The sequence below is a fragment of the Polaromonas sp. genome, from assembly GCF_041689105.1.
Lineage (GTDB): Bacteria > Pseudomonadota > Gammaproteobacteria > Burkholderiales > Burkholderiaceae_C > Polaromonas.
Genome location: NZ_JBDNGU010000227.1, coordinates 20,131 through 37,062, shown reverse-complemented (window position 1 = coordinate 37,062; position 16,932 = coordinate 20,131). Strand labels below are relative to the sequence as shown.

At 63.2% G+C, this 16,932-nt stretch carries 18 protein-coding genes; 12 read left to right on the top strand and 6 right to left on the bottom strand.

All coding sequences use genetic code 11. The features are described 5' to 3' along the window. The 4 genes from ACESMT_RS21360 to ACESMT_RS21345 form a co-directional block, all read left to right on the top strand. A partial coding sequence (locus ACESMT_RS21360) for a DNA topoisomerase IV subunit B (protein WP_372828598.1) occupies positions 1 to 1,948 on the top strand: 1,948 nt, incomplete at its 5' end. Between the two features lie 61 nt (positions 1,949 to 2,009). After that, positions 2,010 to 2,894 carry a lytic transglycosylase domain-containing protein gene (locus tag ACESMT_RS21355; RefSeq protein ID WP_372828597.1) on the top strand — a complete coding sequence of 295 codons (885 nt, stop codon included), beginning with the start codon at positions 2,010 to 2,012 and terminating at the stop codon, positions 2,892 to 2,894. Positions 2,895 to 3,206: 312 nt separating this feature from the next. After that, positions 3,207 to 5,564 carry a DNA topoisomerase IV subunit A gene (gene parC / locus ACESMT_RS21350; protein ID WP_372828596.1) on the top strand — a complete coding sequence of 786 codons (2,358 nt, stop codon included), beginning with the start codon at positions 3,207 to 3,209 and terminating at the stop codon, positions 5,562 to 5,564. Between the two features lie 223 nt (positions 5,565 to 5,787). Then, positions 5,788 to 6,705 (top strand): ion transporter, encoded by a 918-nt coding sequence (locus tag ACESMT_RS21345; RefSeq protein WP_372828595.1) that lies wholly within the window; start codon positions 5,788 to 5,790, stop codon positions 6,703 to 6,705. Here the strand turns inward: ACESMT_RS21345 and ACESMT_RS21340 are convergent. After that, positions 6,702 to 7,259, bottom strand: coding sequence for a YaeQ family protein (locus ACESMT_RS21340; RefSeq protein ID WP_372828594.1), 558 nt, complete (start codon positions 7,257 to 7,259; stop codon positions 6,702 to 6,704). The two genes, ACESMT_RS21345 and ACESMT_RS21340, sit on opposite strands and share 4 nt — an antisense overlap. A gap of 231 nt (positions 7,260 to 7,490) precedes the next feature. On the opposite strand from ACESMT_RS21340, the gene ACESMT_RS21335 reads away from it, so the two are divergent. From ACESMT_RS21335 to ACESMT_RS21305, 7 genes are all read left to right on the top strand, one after another. Further along, positions 7,491 to 8,510, top strand: coding sequence for an LLM class flavin-dependent oxidoreductase (locus ACESMT_RS21335; protein WP_372828600.1), 1,020 nt, complete (start codon positions 7,491 to 7,493; stop codon positions 8,508 to 8,510). 44 nt (positions 8,511 to 8,554) lie between these two features. Continuing rightward, positions 8,555 to 9,559: a methionine synthase gene (locus tag ACESMT_RS21330; protein ID WP_372828599.1), complete on the top strand. Its 1,005-nt coding sequence runs from the start codon at positions 8,555 to 8,557 to the stop codon at positions 9,557 to 9,559. 10 nt (positions 9,560 to 9,569) lie between these two features. Next, a complete protein-coding gene (locus ACESMT_RS21325) occupies positions 9,570 to 10,748 on the top strand; it encodes a serine hydrolase domain-containing protein (protein WP_372828593.1) in 1,179 nt (392 codons plus the stop codon). A 21-nt stretch (positions 10,749 to 10,769) separates the two neighbouring features. Then, positions 10,770 to 11,291 (top strand): cupin domain-containing protein, encoded by a 522-nt coding sequence (locus ACESMT_RS21320; RefSeq protein ID WP_372828592.1) that lies wholly within the window; start codon positions 10,770 to 10,772, stop codon positions 11,289 to 11,291. A gap of 167 nt (positions 11,292 to 11,458) precedes the next feature. Then, positions 11,459 to 12,127, top strand: a complete 669-nt coding sequence (locus ACESMT_RS21315) for a glycine zipper 2TM domain-containing protein (RefSeq protein ID WP_372828591.1) — start codon at positions 11,459 to 11,461, stop codon at positions 12,125 to 12,127. A gap of 172 nt (positions 12,128 to 12,299) precedes the next feature. Then, positions 12,300 to 12,581, top strand: a complete 282-nt coding sequence (locus ACESMT_RS21310; protein WP_372828590.1) for a DUF427 domain-containing protein — start codon at positions 12,300 to 12,302, stop codon at positions 12,579 to 12,581. 34 nt (positions 12,582 to 12,615) lie between these two features. Then, complete coding sequence (locus ACESMT_RS21305) at positions 12,616 to 13,053, top strand: universal stress protein (protein WP_372828589.1); 438 nt, start codon at positions 12,616 to 12,618, stop codon at positions 13,051 to 13,053. Between the two features lie 716 nt (positions 13,054 to 13,769). Here ACESMT_RS21305 and ACESMT_RS21300 read toward each other — a convergent pair. The 3 genes from ACESMT_RS21300 to ACESMT_RS21290 are packed head-to-tail and all read right to left on the bottom strand — an operon-like array spanning position 13,770 to position 16,001. Then, entirely contained in the window at positions 13,770 to 14,525 is a 756-nt protein-coding gene (locus ACESMT_RS21300) for an SDR family NAD(P)-dependent oxidoreductase (protein WP_372828588.1), read from the bottom strand. Between the two features lie 43 nt (positions 14,526 to 14,568). Further along, entirely contained in the window at positions 14,569 to 15,255 is a 687-nt protein-coding gene (locus tag ACESMT_RS21295; protein WP_372828587.1) for an intradiol ring-cleavage dioxygenase, read from the bottom strand. A 50-nt stretch (positions 15,256 to 15,305) separates the two neighbouring features. Further along, the gene (locus ACESMT_RS21290) at positions 15,306 to 16,001 is read right to left on the bottom strand and encodes an RluA family pseudouridine synthase (RefSeq protein ID WP_372828586.1); all 696 of its coding nucleotides are present in this window, start codon (positions 15,999 to 16,001) and stop codon (positions 15,306 to 15,308) included. A gap of 40 nt (positions 16,002 to 16,041) precedes the next feature. On the opposite strand from ACESMT_RS21290, the gene atpE reads away from it, so the two are divergent. Beyond that, complete coding sequence (atpE, locus tag ACESMT_RS21285; protein ID WP_372828585.1) at positions 16,042 to 16,284, top strand: F0F1 ATP synthase subunit C; 243 nt, start codon at positions 16,042 to 16,044, stop codon at positions 16,282 to 16,284. On the opposite strand, the gene ACESMT_RS21280 is transcribed toward atpE, so the two are convergent. Together ACESMT_RS21280 and ACESMT_RS21275 are read right to left on the bottom strand one after the other, a co-directional pair. Continuing rightward, positions 16,281 to 16,535 carry a VF530 family DNA-binding protein gene (locus ACESMT_RS21280; RefSeq protein WP_372828584.1) on the bottom strand — a complete coding sequence of 85 codons (255 nt, stop codon included), beginning with the start codon at positions 16,533 to 16,535 and terminating at the stop codon, positions 16,281 to 16,283. The genes atpE and ACESMT_RS21280 overlap by 4 nt on opposite strands. Before the next feature lie 234 nt (positions 16,536 to 16,769). Continuing rightward, a complete protein-coding gene (locus ACESMT_RS21275) occupies positions 16,770 to 16,913 on the bottom strand; it encodes a hypothetical protein (RefSeq protein ID WP_372828583.1) in 144 nt (47 codons plus the stop codon). Positions 16,914 to 16,932: the final 19 nt, after the last annotated feature.

The following is a 16,932-nucleotide window of genomic DNA, read 5'->3' as shown; positions in this document are numbered from 1 at the left end:
CTATTCCGAAGGCTCGATCCGCGTGCTCAAGGGCCTGGAGCCCGTCAAGCAGCGGCCGGGCATGTACACGCGCACCGACAACCCGCTGCACATCATCCAGGAAGTGCTGGACAACTCGGCCGACGAAGCGCTGGGCGGCTACGGCAAGAAGATCAAGGTCACGCTGCATGGCGACGGCTCGGTCAGCATCGACGATGATGGCCGCGGCATTCCCTACGGCCTGCACCCTGAAGAAAAAGCGCCGGTGATCGAGCTGGTCTTCACCCGTCTGCACACCGGCGGCAAGTTCGACAAGGGCAAGGGTGGGGCGTACAGCTTTTCCGGCGGCCTGCATGGCGTCGGTGTCAGCGTGACCAATGCCTTGTCCAAACGCCTGGAAGCCACCTCCTACCGGGACGGCATGGTTGCCAGGCTGGTGTTTTCAGGTGGCGATGTGCTGGAGAAACTGCACCTGCGAAAGGCGGGCGAAGGCGACCGCAAGTGCGGCACCACAGTGCGCGCCTGGCCCGATGCCAAGTACTTTGAAGCATTGGCTTTGCCGATGGCCGAACTCACTCACCTGCTGCGCAGCAAGGCGGTGTTGATGCCTGGCGTCACCGTGACGCTGGTCGTGGAAAAGACCAAAGAGGTGCAGGCCTGGATTTACAAAGGCGGCCTGCGTGACTACCTGATGCAGACGCTCCCGGCGGACCCGGTCATCCCTCTGTTTGAAGGCGAAGGTTTTGCCGATGCCGCGCACGACAGTTTTGCCGAAGGTGAGGGCGCGCAGTGGGCCCTAGCCTTTACCGAAGACGGCCAGCCGGTGCGCGAGAGTTACGTCAACCTGATCCCGACCAGTGCCGGCGGCACGCACGAAAGCGGCTTGCGCGACGGCGTGTTCCAGGCGGTCAAGAGTTTTGTGGACCTGCATTCGCTGCTGCCCAAAGGCGTCAAGCTGCTGCCTGAGGACGTGTTTGCCCGCGCGAGTTACGTTCTTAGCGCCAAGGTGCTGGACCCGCAGTTCCAGGGCCAGATCAAGGAGCGCCTCAATTCGCGCGACGCCGTTCGGCTGGTCTCCAGCTTTGTGCGGCCGGCGCTGGAGCTCTGGCTCAACCACCACGTCGATTACGGCAAAAAACTGGCCGAATTGGCCATCAAGGCCGCGCAAACGCGGCAGAAAGCCGGCCAGAAGGTTGAAAAACGCAAAGGTTCTGGCGTGGCCGTGCTGCCCGGCAAACTGACCGACTGTGAAAGCAAGGACCTGGCGCACAACGAGGTGTTTCTGGTCGAGGGCGACTCTGCCGGCGGCAGTGCCAAGATGGGCCGCGACAAGGAAAGCCAGGCGATTTTGCCACTGCGCGGCAAGGTGCTCAACACCTGGGAGGTCGAGCGTGACCGGCTGTTTGCCAACACCGAAATCCACGACATCTCGGTGGCCATCGGTGTCGATCCACATGGCCCCAACGACTCGCCGGATTTGAGCGGCTTGCGTTACGGCAAGGTCTGCATCCTCAGCGATGCCGATGTCGATGGCTCGCACATTCAGGTTCTGCTGTTGACCCTGTTTTTCCGGCATTTCCCCAAACTGATCGAAACCGGCCATGTGTTTGTGGCCCGACCGCCGCTTTTCAGGGTGGACGCCCCCGCCCGGGGTAAAAAGCCTGCGTCCAAGGCGTACGCGCTCGATGAAGGCGAGTTAACAGCCATTCTGGATAAATTGCGCAAGGAAGGGGTGCGTGAAGGGGCCTGGGCCATCAGCCGTTTCAAGGGCCTGGGCGAAATGAATGCGGAACAATTATGGGAAACCACACTCAATCCAGACACCCGTCGCCTTTTACCCGTGCAACTCGGTAATCTGGACTTTGCCCAGACCGAGAGCCTGGTGACCAAATTGATGGGCAAAGGCGAAGCCGCAGCGCGGCGCGAATTGATGGAACTCCACGGCGACGCCGTGGAGATCGATATTTAAAGGATCCGATGGACACCACGAATCCCAGTGCCCGGAAAGACCGGGGCGCATGAGGTTTTTTATGTATGAAAAGTGGCTTCAGCCCTTATGGAGCTTGCGTAAGCAGCTATCATTTTTGGTGGCCGCCGCTGCCCTGCTGCTGGCCGGCACGCCTGCCCGCGCCGATGTCTGGGGTTATGTGGACGACCAGGGTGTGGCGCATTTCTCGGCCGAGCGGCTCGACGAGCGTTACCAGCTGTTTTTTCGCAGCGGCGAGAGTTTTGACACCAGTCGCGGGGTTCGCGGCCTGGGGGGCAACGGCCAGGGATCACCTGGTGCACCGCCCAGTCTGCTGGCCTTTTTCGACGTTTCGCCCAATTACAAGGCGGTCAAACATTTGCTGCGCGAGGCGTCGGTGGCCAATGACATCGACTACGAACTGCTGCAGGCGCTGATTGCCACCGAGTCGGGCTTCAATACCCACGCGGTGTCGCCCAAGGGGGCTGTGGGCCTGATGCAGCTGATGCCCCCCACGGCCCGGCGTTACGGCGTGCGTGCCGACAAAAATTCCCCCATCGAAAAAAAGCTGACCGATCCCAAAACCAACATCGGTGCCGGTTCGCGTTACCTGCGCTACCTGATCGACCTGTTCCCCGGCCAGCTGGAGCTGGCGGTGGCGGCCTACAACGCTGGCGAAGGTGCGGTCCAGCGCTACGGCAACAAGATCCCCAACTATCCCGAGACCAAAAATTACGTCAAGACCGTGATGCAGCTCTACAGCCATCTCAAGCCGCCCAGCATGATCGGTGAGGCACGGCGCTCGGGTCGCGTCAGGATGGAAATGATGGGCGGCAGCAACATGTCATCGAGCTCGCCTGCCGGCGGCGCCACCGGACGCGGCAATCAGTTGCCGACCCTGGTCGTGCAAAGCCCGGTCGCACCGGAGTTCCGGGTCGAGCGCGACTAGGGCACTTGCACAGATAGTGTGAACAGGCTCTGGTGCTGCGACCCGAAAATATCGAAACATGAAAACGCGTCTTCGCACCCATGGCGGCGTGGCTATCCTTGCGAAGGTGGTCAGCCTTCGATGCGGCTTGCGCCTTGCCCTGGGCGCTAGCCCTTCACTTTCATCTTGTTCCGCTGCTTCCGGGTCGCAGTACCCGTGTCCTGACGTGGCGCTGCAGTTTCGCGCGAGGCCATAACTCCCTGCGACGGCCTGCCGGCCCTTCGGTCCGGCCACTCCCTTTGATCCTGATCCTTTTTTGCAGTTTGAACCCCGATGGACGACCTTTTTACGCCTGCCCCGCCTTCCTCCCCCGACGCGCCCGACCAGGAGTCGCTGGCGGCTTATGCCCAACGCGCCTATCTTGAATATGCGCTGAGCGTGGTCAAAGGCCGGGCCTTGCCCGATCTCTGCGACGGTCAAAAACCCGTGCAACGCCGCATCATGTACGCCATGGCGCGGATGGGCCTGGGCTTTTCCGGCAACAGCGGCGCCAAGCCGGTCAAGAGCGCGCGTGTGGTCGGCGATGTGCTGGGCAAATACCATCCGCACGGCGACCAGGCGGCCTATGACGCGATGGTGCGCATGGCGCAGGACTTCAGCCAGCGTTACCCGCTGATCGACGGTCAGGGCAACTTCGGCAGCCGCGACGGTGACGGCGCCGCGGCCATGCGTTACACCGAGGCGCGGCTGGCGAAAATCACCACCCTGCTGCTCGACGAACTTGACGAAGGCACGGTCGACTTCGTGCCGAACTACGACGGATCGTTCGAGGAGCCGCGCCAGCTGCCGGCGCGTTTGCCCTTCACGTTGCTCAACGGCGCCAGCGGCATCGCCGTCGGCCTGGCCACCGAGATTCCCAGCCACAACCTGCGCGAGGTGGCCGACGCCTGCATCGCGCTGATCAAGACCCCCAAGCTCACCGACGAAGAGCTGTATACGCTGATCGCCGGGCCGGACTACCCGGGTGGCGGGCAGATCATCTCGACGGCCGCCGATATCGCCGCCGCCTACGGCACGGGGCGCGGCTCGCTCAAGGTGCGTGCGCGCTGGAAGATCGAGGACCTGGCGCGCGGCCAGTGGCAGCTCGTCGTGCAGGAGTTGCCGCCCGGCGTCAGCACGCAGCGTGTGCTCGAGGAGATCGAGGAGATCACCAATCCGAAAATCAAGGCCGGCAAAAAAGCGCTGAGCCTGGACCAGGTCCAGCTCAAGCAGACCGTGTTGGCCGTGCTCGATGTGGTGCGCGACGAGTCCAGCAAGGACGCGGCCGTGCGTCTGGTGTTCGAGCCCAAGACCAGTCGCATCAGCCAGGCGGAGCTGATCACCACCTTGCTGGCCCACACCAGCCTGGAAAGCTCATCCAGCATCAACCTGACCATGGTCGGACTGGACGGCCGGCCGACGCAGAAAAACCTGCGCCAGATGTTCACCGAGTGGATCAGCTTTCGCCAGACCACGATAGAGCGGCGTTCGCAGCACCGTCTGGACAAGGTGCTCGACCGGATCCACATCCTCGAAGGCCGGCAACTGGTGCTGCTCAACATCGACGAAGTGATCGCCCTCATCCGTCAGGCCGAGGAGCCCAAGGCTGCGCTGATCGCGCGCTTCAATCTCAGCGACCGGCAGGCCGAGGACATTCTGGAAATCCGCCTGCGCCAGCTCGCACGGCTCGAAGCCATCAAGATCGAGCAGGAGCTCAAGAACCTGCGCGAAGAGCAGGGCAGGCTCGAGGAAATTCTCGACAGCCCCGCGGCTTTGAAGCGCCTGATGATCAAGGAAATCGAGGCGGACGCCAAACAGTTTGCCGATGCGCGCCGCACCTTGATTCAGGCCGATAAAAAAGCCGTGCTAGAAGTCAAGGTGCTGGACGAGCCGGTCACCGTCGTCGTCAGCGCCAAAGGCTGGGTGCGCGCGCGCAACGGCCACGGCCACGACGCAGGCAGTTTTGCCTTCAAGTCCGGCGACGCGCTATATGGCACTTTTGAATGCCGCACCGTGGACAGCCTGCTGGTTTTCGGCACGGCCGCCAAGGGCGTGGGTCGTGCCTATTCGATCCCGGTGGCGATGTTGCCCGGCGCGCGTGGCGACGGGCAGCCGGTCACCACGCTGATCGAGCTGGAGGCGGGCACCCAGCCCGCGCATTACTTCGCCGGGCCGGCCAGCGCCACCTTGCTGCTCAGCAGCAGCGGTGGCTACGGTTTTCTGGCGAGCGTTGAAAACATGTCCACGCGGCTCAAGGCCGGCAAGGCCTTCATCAGCTGCGCCGAGGGCGAGGCCATTTGCAGGCCGTCACATGTCTCGGGCAGCAGCGGTTCCGTGCCCCTGGCCCCGGCCACCCATGTCGCCTGTGCCTCCACGGGGGGACGCATCCTGACCTTCGACATCAGCGAACTCAAGACCCAGCCCGCCGGTGGGCGGGGTCTGGTGCTGATCGACCTGGACGCCAAGGACACGCTGGCCGGCGCGGCGGCCTACACCCGCAGCGTGAGCATCGAAGGCATAGGCCGGGGCGGCAAGCTGCGCGACGAAACCCTGGAGATACGCAGCCTGAACAACGCCCGGACTGCGCGGGCGCGCAAGGGCAAGGTTGCCGATCTGGGTTTCAAGCCCACGGCCCTGTCCCGGTTGGAGTAAGCGGCAGGCCACTGTTTGCGGTGAAGCCTTCAACTACAACGGGAAAAGGCCCCTGGCCCTTATGCAGCAAGCGCAACCGCCTATAAAAATCATGGCTGACTTGCCCGCCTGGCAGATGCCAGCCGAAAAATCTCTGCCTGGTGCCCAAGGCGGGGCCAAAGGCGGGTAAGGTGCAGGTGCAACATTGAACAACAGCGGCGACTCCGGTACCCCGCGAACAAACATGGCCCCATCCCAAACTCCAGGTCCCCTCCCCACCGACGACAAGCCACTGGCTGGCTGGCGGCTGCGCTGGTACACCATTATTTTCGAAGCAGACACCCGTGCGGGCCGGTGGTTTGACCTGGGATTGATTGTTGTCATCCTGTTGAGCATTGTGGTGGTGATGGCCGACAGCGTGCAGGCCATTCATCTGCGCCACGGCCGGTCGCTTGCATCGCTCGAATGGATTTTTACCCTGCTGTTCACGGCGGAATACATCGCCCGTCTGCTTTGCGTGCGGCGGCCGATGCAATACGCGACGAGCTTTTTCGGCATCATTGACCTGATCGCGGTGTTGCCGACGTACCTGGCGCTGTTTTTCCCGGAGTTACATGCGTTGATCGACGTGCGCGTGCTGCGCCTGCTGCGCGTGTTCCGGGTGTTCAAGCTGGCAGCGTATGTGGCCGAGTACCAGTTTCTCGGGCGCGCGCTGGCGGCCAGCGGGCGCAAGATCCTGGTGTTCCTGTCGGCGGTGCTGATGGCGGTGCTGGTCATGGGCACGGTGATGTACGTGGTGGAAGGTCCCGCCAACGGCTTCACCAGCATTCCAACCTCGGTGTACTGGGCCATCAGCACGGTGACCACCGTGGGTTATGGGGACATCACGCCCAAGACCGATCTCGGGCGGCTGATCTCGTCCTTCATGATGCTGATGGGCTGGGGCATCCTGGCGGTTCCCACGGGCATTGTGACTGCGGAGATGGCATCGCAGCGGCGCTCGCAGCTGTCGCAGGCACCGACCACGCGCACTTGCCACGAGTGCCTGACGGAGGGCCACGCCGCCGACGCGAATTTCTGCTTTAATTGCGGCGCCCGTTTGCCCTTCTACCATCACAGGCCCGCTGCGGCTGGCACAACGCCATACGGATCAGGGTCCTAAGCGCCTGCAGTGAGCCGGCGCGGCGTGATCTCCACCGAATCGGCTGCTGTGCTCATCCAGACCGTGCCGTCCTGCACCGACACCTGCAGCTGCATGCTGCGCTCGGCGAGTTTGGCCAGCGCCTGGCTTTGCGCCGCGTCGATCTGCCAGACCACCAGGTTGGCGGCGCGCGTCAATTTGCTTTCAATGGCCTTCCACCAGACCGGCGTGCTGCTGGCAAAGCTGTAAACGCTGACCCGACCGGCGCGGCCGGCGGCGCGCATCAGGCGCTTGTCGTCGGGCTGGCCGACGTCGATCCAGTGCAGCACTGCGTCGGTGTAGTCCTTGTGCCAGAGGGCCGCTTCATCGACGTTCCACAAGTCCTTGGCAAATTCAAGATGGCCTTTTTTGTCGTCGGCCGGCACATTGAGTGCATAGGCCAGCAGCCGGATCATCATGCGTTCATCGGCCTCGGACGGATGGCGCGCGATCGTGACGTTGTGGTCGCCGTAGATCCCCCGGTCCATGTCGGCAATGGCCAGCTGGGCTTTGTAGATGGTGGCTTTGAGTGCCATGATTTTTTTCGAGTCTTCCATAAATCCGATTCTCGGGCGCATGGCTGCGTTGCGCGGTGCTCGGAATCCTCATGCACCCAAGTGCATTCCGGTTCCTGCGCTCCGTGCGCCTTGCCCTGCATCACGATAACCGAATTTCTGGAGGCCCCGGGTACTTGTTGCTAAGCTTGTATTGGAACAGAGCCGGGTACGCCAGCATTGATCGCTGTGTCTGGCTATAGTCAAGCCATGATCCGACTGTCTGTTCTTGACCAATCGGTGGCTATGACCGGCCGCAGCGCTAATGCTTCCATCCGTGAAACCCTGGCCCTGGCGCAGCATTGCGAAGCCCTGGGGTATGAGCGTTTCTGGGTCAGCGAGCACCACAGCCATCCGACCATTGTCGGCAGCGCGCCCGAAGTGCTCATGGCGGCGATTGCCGCGACCACCCAGCGCATACGCATAGGCAGTGCGGGTGTGATGCTGCCGCATTATTCGGCGCTGAAGGTGGCCGAGCAGTTTCGGGTGCTGGAGGCGCTGGCGCCCGGCCGCATCGACCTCGGTGTCGGGCGTGCGCCCGGCTCAGACGGGCGTACCGCCCAACTGCTCAATCCCAATGCGCGCCATGCGGCCGACGATTTTCCATTGCAGGTGCGTGAGCTGCAGGCCTGGGTTGGCGGCACCGAATTGCCCGACGGCCATCCGGGCCGCGGCGTCACTGCCGAGCCGGGCGGACCGGGCGGCCCCACCTTGTGGATGCTGGGCAGCTCAAACTATGGCGCGCAGCTGGCGGCGCATTACGGTCTGCCTTATGCGTTTGCATATTTCATCACTGACGGGCAAGGCGCCGAAGAGGCGCTGAACCTGTACCGTGACATGTACCGGCCCAGCCCGCACCACCCGAAGCCGCAGCCTGCGCTGTGTGTCTGGGCGCTGGCCGCCGACACCGAAGCCGAGGCCTGGCATCATTTTTCGGGCCGCGAGCGCTGGAAGATAGACCGCAACCGCGGTGCGCTCGGGCCGCTGCAATCTCCCGCAGAGGTGTCGCTGCGGCCCTACAGCCCTGCCGAGCAGATGCAGGTCGACCAGCTCAGGCGCACGGCGCTGGTGGGTAGCGGGCTGCAGGTTGCGGAAAAGTTGCGCGCTCTGTCCGCCGCGCTCGACGTTGAGGAACTGGTGGTCATCACCTGGACCCACGAACCTGCTGCGCGGCGACGCTCCTATGAATTGCTGGCCGCGCAGTTCTGTGCCGCGCCAGGCGCACTGATCTGATAAAACCCCTCATTCACCAACAGGAGTCATTCGTGGCAAGACCAATTTTCAGCACCGCCATTGCAGGCAGTCTGCCCAAACCGGCCTGGCTGTCGGAAACCCGCAAACTCTGGCCGCAATGGAAAGCCGAAGGCGTCGAGCTGGCGCAGGCCAAGGCTGACGCCACGCTGCTGTGGATCAAGGCGCAGGAAGACGCCGGGCTGGACGTGATCGGCGACGGCGAGCAGTCACGCCAGCATTTTGTGCATGGCTTTCTGGAGCAGGTCGAGGGGATCGACTTCGAGCACAAGGTCAAGATGGGCATACGCGACAACCGCTACGACGCGATGGTGCCGCAGGTGGTGGCCGCGCTCAGACTCGAGGGTCGCGTGCATGCGGCCGAGGCCAGGCTGCTGCGAGCGCATACCACCCACAAGATCAAGTTCACGCTGCCCGGTCCGATGACGATTGTGGACACCGTGGCCGACCGCTTTTACGGCGACCGTATCAAGCTTGCCATGGCCTTTGCGGAACTGCTCAACCAGGAGGCACTGGCGCTGCAGGCCGACGGCGTGGACATCATCCAGTTCGATGAACCGGCCTTCAACGTCTACATGAAAGACGCCGCCGATTGGGGCGTGCTAGCGCTGGAGCGCGCTGCGCAGGGACTGACCTGCACCACCGCTGTCCACATCTGCTACGGCTACGGCATCAAGGCCAACGACGACTGGAAGCAGACTTTGGGCGAAGAGTGGCGCCAGTACGAACAGGTGCTGCCTGCGTTGGCTAAAAGCAGCATCCAGCAGGTCAGCCTCGAGTGTTACCACTCGCATGTGCCGCCGCACCTGATGGCACTGCTCGAAGGCAAGGACGTGATGGTCGGCGTGATCGATGTGGCCAGCGACGAGATTGAAACGCCCGAGCAGATTGCTGACACCATCGGCAAGGCGCTGCAGTATGTGCCGAAAAACCGTTTGCTGCCCTGCACCAACTGCGGACTGGCACCCATGGATCGGGACGTTGCGCTGAAAAAACTGCAGGCCCTGGCGCGTGAACGCTTCGGCGCCTGACATGGCAAGCATGACCGACCTCGATTTCGCCCCGCCCGCCGAGCTGGGTTTGTGTCCCGAGCGTTTGCAGCACATGCTCGACGTGTTGCAGTCCAACGTAGATCGGGGCCGCTTGCCCGGGGCTGTCGTGCTGGTGGCCCGCCGTGGCAAGCTGGCGCTGTTCGAAAGCCTGGGCCGGCAGGACCCGGCAGCGGGAACGCCCATGCAGCGCGACGCGATTTTCCGCATTTACTCAATGACCAAACCCGTGGTCTCGGTCGCCGTGATGATGCTGATGGAGCAGGGCAAGCTGCTGCTCAGTGACCCGGTGGCCCAACATTTACCCGAATTTGCCAACCAGAAGGTGGCGGTGGAACGTGATGGCCAGGTGATCCTTGAAGACGTGGCCCGCCCTGCCACTGTGCAGGACCTGCTGCGCCACACTGCCGGCCTGACTTATGAGTTTCTCGGAGCTGCGGCGGTGCAGCGGCAATATGCGCAGCATCAGTTGGGTTCGCGCGAACGCAGCAATGCGGAGTTTTCGCGCGACCTGGCTGCACTGCCCCTGATGCACCAGCCCGGCAGCGTCTGGGAGTACAGCCGCGCCACGGACGTGCTGGGGCGGCTGGTCGAAGTCATCAGCGGGCAGGCCCTGGGCGACTACCTGCGCCAGAATATTTTCACGCCGCTGGGCATGCATGAGACCGCCTTTGCGGTGGATGCAGCCGACCATCACCGCATTGCCGAACCGTTTGGACACGACCCCGACGGCGGCGTGCCGATGCGGGTGCTCGATCCACGCCGTCCTGCTGCCATGGAAAGCGGCGGCGGCGGCTTGCTGTCCACGGCCATGGACTATGCGCGTTTCCTGCAGTTCATGCGTAACCGGGGCGAGCTTCAAGGGGCACGCCTGCTGGGTCCGCGCACGGTGGACTACATGACGGCCGACCACCTGGGCGGGATCCCCTCCACTGGCGACCTGCTGCCTCCGGGCCACGGCTTCGGTCTCGGGTTTGCCGTACGCATGGCTGCGGGGATTTCGCCGGTGCCTGGCTCGGTGGGCTCGTATTTCTGGGGGGGCATCGCGGGAACCACCTTTTTTGTCGATCCCGCCGAAGACCTGTATGCGCTGCTGATGATCCAGGCGCCGAATCAGCGCGATTACTACCGGCCGCTGTTCCGCAGTCTGGTTTACGCGGCGCTGCTGTAACCGATTTCCTGGAGGCACACCATGAACCACGACACCGGCCACAAGCTTCCCCACGGCCACAGCCACAGCCCCGAATCCCCGCCCACCGACTGGAAGCACGACGGTGTGCGTGTGGTGCCAGGCGGACAGCTCGATGGAAATGTCCCGTCCACCCCCGGCATGGACCGCAAGGCCGCCATCAACTTCGCCCGTGTCGGTGCGCAAAAGCTTTGGGCCGGCACGGTCACCATCCACGCCAACGCCAAAACCGGCGCGCACCACCATGGCCACCTTGAAAGCGTGATCTACGTCGTCAGGGGACGCGCCCGCATGCGATGGGGCGAGCATCTTGAATTCACCGCAGAGGCTGGCCCTGGCGACTTCATTTATGTCCCGCCCTATGTACCGCACCAGGAAATCAACGCCAGTCCGACCGAGCTGCTGGAGTGTGTGCTGTGCCGCAGTGATGGCGAGGCGGTGGCGATCAACCTGGACATCGCGCCGGCCGAAAAACCCGAGCAGGTGTTGTGGATTGACCCGACGCACCCCCACGGCGGCGTGTAAAGCGCCAGCAAACCCTTGGTGACAAGCCGGTGAAGTGGCCTGAAAGTGTGCAAAAAAACACGCTGGACACCCCCTTCGGCATACCTTTACTTACGGATGTCACTGCGTCCTACAGGCGCGTTGACAGGAGTTGGTTACAACAGGGGCTCACACAAGGAGTACCCATCATGGATACAAACAATCAGATTCCCGCAGCGCCGGGCAACCAGCCTGGTTTCTCGCAACGCATGCAGCACAGCAAGGCGTTGATCGCCATTGCGGCGGTGCTGGGCGTCACGGTGATGGCGCTGGCCGCCGCGCTGGTGGTCAACCGGTCTGACGCCCAGCCTGGTGGCACGGATGCCAAGGCCCCGACGACGCAGTCGAGCACAAGCACCAAGCTGGCCAGCAACACGGCGCCTGAGAAACAGGCGCCCGCGAAACCGGCAGTGCAGCAGCGTCCTGCCGTGGTGGCTCAAGCACCGGCACCCAAGGCCGTGGTCTGCGCCGACTGCGGCACCGTGGAAGCCGTGACGGCGGTCCAGCGCCAGGGTCAGGTCAACGGCGTGGCCGTTGGCAATACCACGGTCGGCCTGGGTACAGTGGCCGGCGGCGTGATCGGTGGCCTGCTTGGCAACCAGGTCGGTGGCGGCAGCGGCAAAACAGCCATGACCGTGCTGGGCGCGGCTGGCGGTGCATTTGCCGGCAACAAGATCGAGCAGAACATGAAGACAGTCACCGTCTACCAGGTGCGCGTGCGCATGAATGACGGTTCGACCCGCAACGTCGAGGTGTCGAGTTCGGTGCCGGTCGGTTCGCGCGTGATTGTTGAAGGCAACAACCTGCGTATGGCCTGAGGCCCCAATGGCTGAAAGGCCTTCCCGACAAGGTGTGATGGCTTGCCCTCACACTTTTTTTTGGCCCGGAGAACATAAATTGCCCGCTCCCCCATCGCGGCAGACTGTGCGAAGATTGCTTGAACTCCACCCTTGGTCCGGCAGCGGATCCGTAACCCATGAAAGACGTGTCATGAAAGCCATCTGGAACGACGCAGTCATTGCGCAAAGCGACGATATCGTGACCATCGAAGGCAACCACTACTTTCCCGAGAGTGCACTGAACCGGGACCATGTGACCTTCAGCAACCACCACACCATGTGCGCCTGGAAGGGCCAGGCCAGCTACTACTCCTTGCTGGTCAATGGCGAGATGAACACCGACGCCGCCTGGTATTACCCCGACCCGAAACCTGAAGCCGAAGAGATCAAGGGCCGCATTGCATTCTGGAAGGGCGTGAAGATCGAAGCCTGAGGTCGGCGCCACTTTTTTTGAGGAGATCGCGATCATGTTCAAGCACATCCTGTTGCCGGTAGACGGCTCTTCCACATCGCTGATGGCGGTCGAGAAAGCCAGGGGACTGGCGCAGGCCTTCAACAGCGTCGTCACAGCGATCTACGTGATCGATCCCTATGCCTTCAGCGGTGTAGGCACAGATTTCGCCTATGGCCAGGCGCAATACCTGGGCGCCGCCACGGCCGAAGCCAACGAGGCGCTGGCCGGCGCCCGGCAGGCGCTGGAGGCGGCGGGTATTGCGGTCGCTTCCTCTGTTGTTGAGAGCCACACCATTTACCGCGGCATTCTCGAAACTGCGAGTGCGGTTGAGGCAGACCTCATCGTCATGGGCTCGCACGGCCGGCGCGGCCTCGAAAAACTCGTGCTCGGCAGCGTGGCTGCGCAGGTACTGGCTCATGCCCACCTGCCGATCCTGATTGTTCGTGATTGAGGCATTTATCCCTGTCCGTTTTCACAGAGCACAAGTTCAAGCATCAAATAGGCCTCCAGCCCATAAGGGACAGGCGCTGGCAGCTATTGAATTTGTAGCGTTGGCTGTCATCCCGGACTTGATCCGGGATCCATGTGGGCAAGCTCCAGCCGGTTGTTGTGCCAGCAAGCCGGGGGTTGCCCGGCAGCAACTCACTTTCTTTTTGCGTCGCCAAAAAGAAAGTAAGCAAAGAAAAAGGCGACCCGATGGTCTGGGTCCCGCAGCGATGCTACGGGCAACCTGCGGTGCTCGCCGAAAACGGGGTCGAGCTCGAACTCGGCTAGCGCCTCAGACAATCGCTCGCCCTGATCCGTTGTCGGCTGCGCTCCTCGGCCCAGCCCGACGGGTGGGGGAGAAGACTAATACCCAAGACCGAATCCAAATCCTGAGTGCATGAAGCGCGAAGCGCTTCAGGGACGGGAATCCCAAGAGACCGTCATGCTTGCACGCGTGCGCAGCGCACGCGGCCAAATGTGGCTCCCTTCCATCGCCCAGCGGGGCAAGGGAAGGGCGGGGGGTTGGGAGTGGGGAGTTGGACCTACTGTCGACGGTAAGCCGGGGACGCAGCGTGACGCTTTACAGACGTCGAACCACGTACACAGTCGATTTCACGAAGAAATGAGCCTCCAGCCCTTATGCAGCAAGCGCAGACAGCTATCAAAATCGCAGCTGACAGATCAGTCGCGGACATCCGCGACTGGCTGGCTGCCAAAATCCGGCCTGGCAAGGTAGGCCAGGATGCGCGCGGCGGCTTCGTCGGGCGAGGTTAGCTGGCCCTTGTCCTTGAGGCTGATGAAATTGGCTTGATCGGGAAAGGCCGAGGCGTCAGCACCGCGCAGCTGGGTTTGCATGTCAGTGTCGATCACTCCCGGCGCCAGCGAGCAGATGGCGGCGCCGTTGGGCTTGAGCGCCTCTTCCAGCGCCACGCAGCGCGTGAAGTGATCCATGCCGGCCTTGGCCGCGCAGTAAATCGATTGCGAAGCCATGGCCTTGCGGCCCAGTCCCGAAGAAATGTTCAGTATCTTGCGGCGGGCGCTCCAGCCTTGGGTGGCGCGCAGGAAAGACGCCGTGAGTTGCATGGGCGCCTCCAGCCCGACGCTGAGTCCTTGGTGCAAGTTATCGGCGTCCGCATCGCTCAGCGGGCCGATGCCCGGAATCATGCCGGCATTGTTGATCAGCACGGCGGTGGAAAAACTGCCATGCGCCTGCTCGCGCAGCCACTGTTCCAGGCGCGCGCTGGTCTCAATGCTGTTGGCAAGATCCTGCGCCCACTGCAGCAGCGGGGTGTCAGCCATCCTGGCTTGCGCCGCCAATGTTTCGTTGGTCTTGCGCGAGATGCACAGCAGGCTGTTGCCCGGCTTGAGAAGCTTCCTGGCCATGGCCAGCCCCATGCCGCGTGAGGCACCGGTCAGAATAAAAAGGTGTTGGGTCATGGCTGTCGATATTACCGACAAATGGCGGCGGGAAGTCCGGCCTTCACGCTTCGACCACCATCGGGAAACTGGCCCACAAACCATCGCTGCCCGGTTTGAAGGGCACCGTCAGTGCCGCGCGGCCGGCGGCGTCCAGCCGTCGCCACAGGCCGTCACGCGCATTACCGGGGTCGTCCGCGACGTACAGCTGCGTGGTCAGCAGTTCGCGCTGGCCGAGCCGGACCTTGACATGGATGTGTGGCGCGCGGCCGCTGTAGGCGGCCGGCCGGATGGTGCGAAAGCGGTAGCGGCCGTCGGCGCCCAGCGTGACGCGGCCGAAGCCCTGGAAGCGCTCGTCCGCACGGCCGCCGTCCCCGGGGTGGTGGTAGTGCCCGGCGTGGTCGCACTGCCAGATATGCACCTCTGCGCCGGCCAGCGCTTTGCCGCCCAGGTCGGTGACCTGGCCCTCGACCCAGGCAAGCCGTCCTTCGGAATAATTCAGCCTGCCGTTTCGCAGCAGGTCGTGGTCGCTGTCTTTGGGAAAGTCCAGCGGGTAAAACGGCCCCTCTGACTGCGCGGGCGTCGCGCGGCGCGCTGGCGTGGGCTGGGCACGCGCCCCGAGCCACAGGGCCGGCGCTGCCACCAGGGCCGCCGCCACGGTGCGGCGGCGCAGCAGCCCGGCGGGCTCCGTCGAAAAAAGAGGTAGGGCTGGTTGCGTCAGCATCGGCATGGTGATCTCCGTGGTCTCCATGGGAGACCGCAGGCGTGCCGAAGTTCCGCGAGGCCAGGCGGGCGACAGCTTCAAAAGGGAACGCCGCTTTCAAACCGCAGCGCCTCGCCGCTGACCGGGTGCGCCAGGCGCAGTGTGCAGGCATGCAGCAGCAGGCGTGGCGCACGGGCCTGTACAGCCTCCGGCGCATAAAGCCTGTCGCCCAGAATGGGATGGCCGAGTGCCTGCAGGTGCACGCGCAGTTGATGCGACCTGCCAGTCACGGGTTCCAGGGCCAGCCGCGTGCTGTCGAGACCATGGCTGCGCACCTGCCAACGTGTCACGCTGGCCTTACCCAGCGCCGCATCGATGACCCGCAGCGGGCGCCGGGGCCAGTCCAGGGCAACCGGCAGATCGATGACGTTCCAGGCGTCACTGCCCTGCAACAGGCCAGCCGCATGGCCATGCACCACGGCTTCGTAGGTCTTGTGAACCGCCCGCTCTGCGAAGGCCTGGCTCAGCGTGCGCTGTACGGTGCGGCTGCGTGCCATCAGCAACAGGCCGGAGGTCGCCATGTCCAGCCGGTGCACCACCAGCGCTTCGGGGTAATGTTGCAATACCCGCGCGCTCAGGCAATCCTGCTTGTCCCCGCCTTTGCCGGGTACCGACAGCAGGCCCGCCGGCTTGTCCAGCACCAGCAGGCAGTCGTCCGCATACAGCAGCGTAAAGCCTGCTGGCACGGGTACATGACCTGCGAGGTCATTGTTTTGCAATGGGCCGGCCAGCATCATTCAGTCATCGGCAAGTTTGAAACCAAGGAGAAAAACCATGACGGACGCAGGTGCCATTTCCATTGCATGTGGCTTGATGATCGGCCTGGGCGCGGTAGGCGCCTGCCTGGGCATAGGCGTCATGGGCGGGCGTTTCATCGAAGGCTCGGTGCGCCAGCCCGAACTGATGGAGCCTCTGCAGGTCAAGATGTTTTTGCTGGCCGGCCTGATTGACGCCAACTTCCTGATTGGTGTGGGCGTGGCCATGATGCTGCTGTTTTCCAACCCGCTGGGTGCTTAAGTTTTTGGCGGCGGGAAGTTGTGCACCGTGGGGGCGGCACGCCGCTGCTCGCGCAGCATGAAGAGGTAGAGGCTTTCGACCTTTTCCCGGGCCCAGGGTGTCTTGCGCAGAAACTTCAGGCTGGACGGCACGCTGGGTTCCAGGGTGAAGCAGCGAATCGCAATGCGCTGGCCGAGCCCGTCCCAGCCATAGTGACCCGACAAGGCGGTGACCATGGCTTCCAGTGTGACGCCATGCAGCGGGTCTTTCATAGAGCCCCCACGCTCGTCACGTCGTGTACTTCACGAGGCCTTGCTGGCCATCGCTCGCCAGAGGCTTCGCTTCTGTCGCCTGCCCAAACCTGCGCAGGCAGTTTTGGAGCCGCAGACTCCTGCCCCTTGGGGTCGCTGTGCCTGCGGCCCGGCAAAGCCGGTTCCGCTGCCCTGGCTGGGTTTTCCCGGGATGGCCCTGCGGAGAATCCCTGCGCTGCAGAGGCAGTCACTGTCTTATTTGTTCTTGAGTTTGCCGCGCAGGGGGATTTGCGTGACGACGGTCGGGCGCACCGCATCGGGCGACACCCCCTTCGGTGGCGTGGTGTCCTTTTTCGGTTTCTTGACCATCTTGTCCTTGTTCTGCTGTCCTTTTGCCATGGTTTTCTCCGTTGATTGA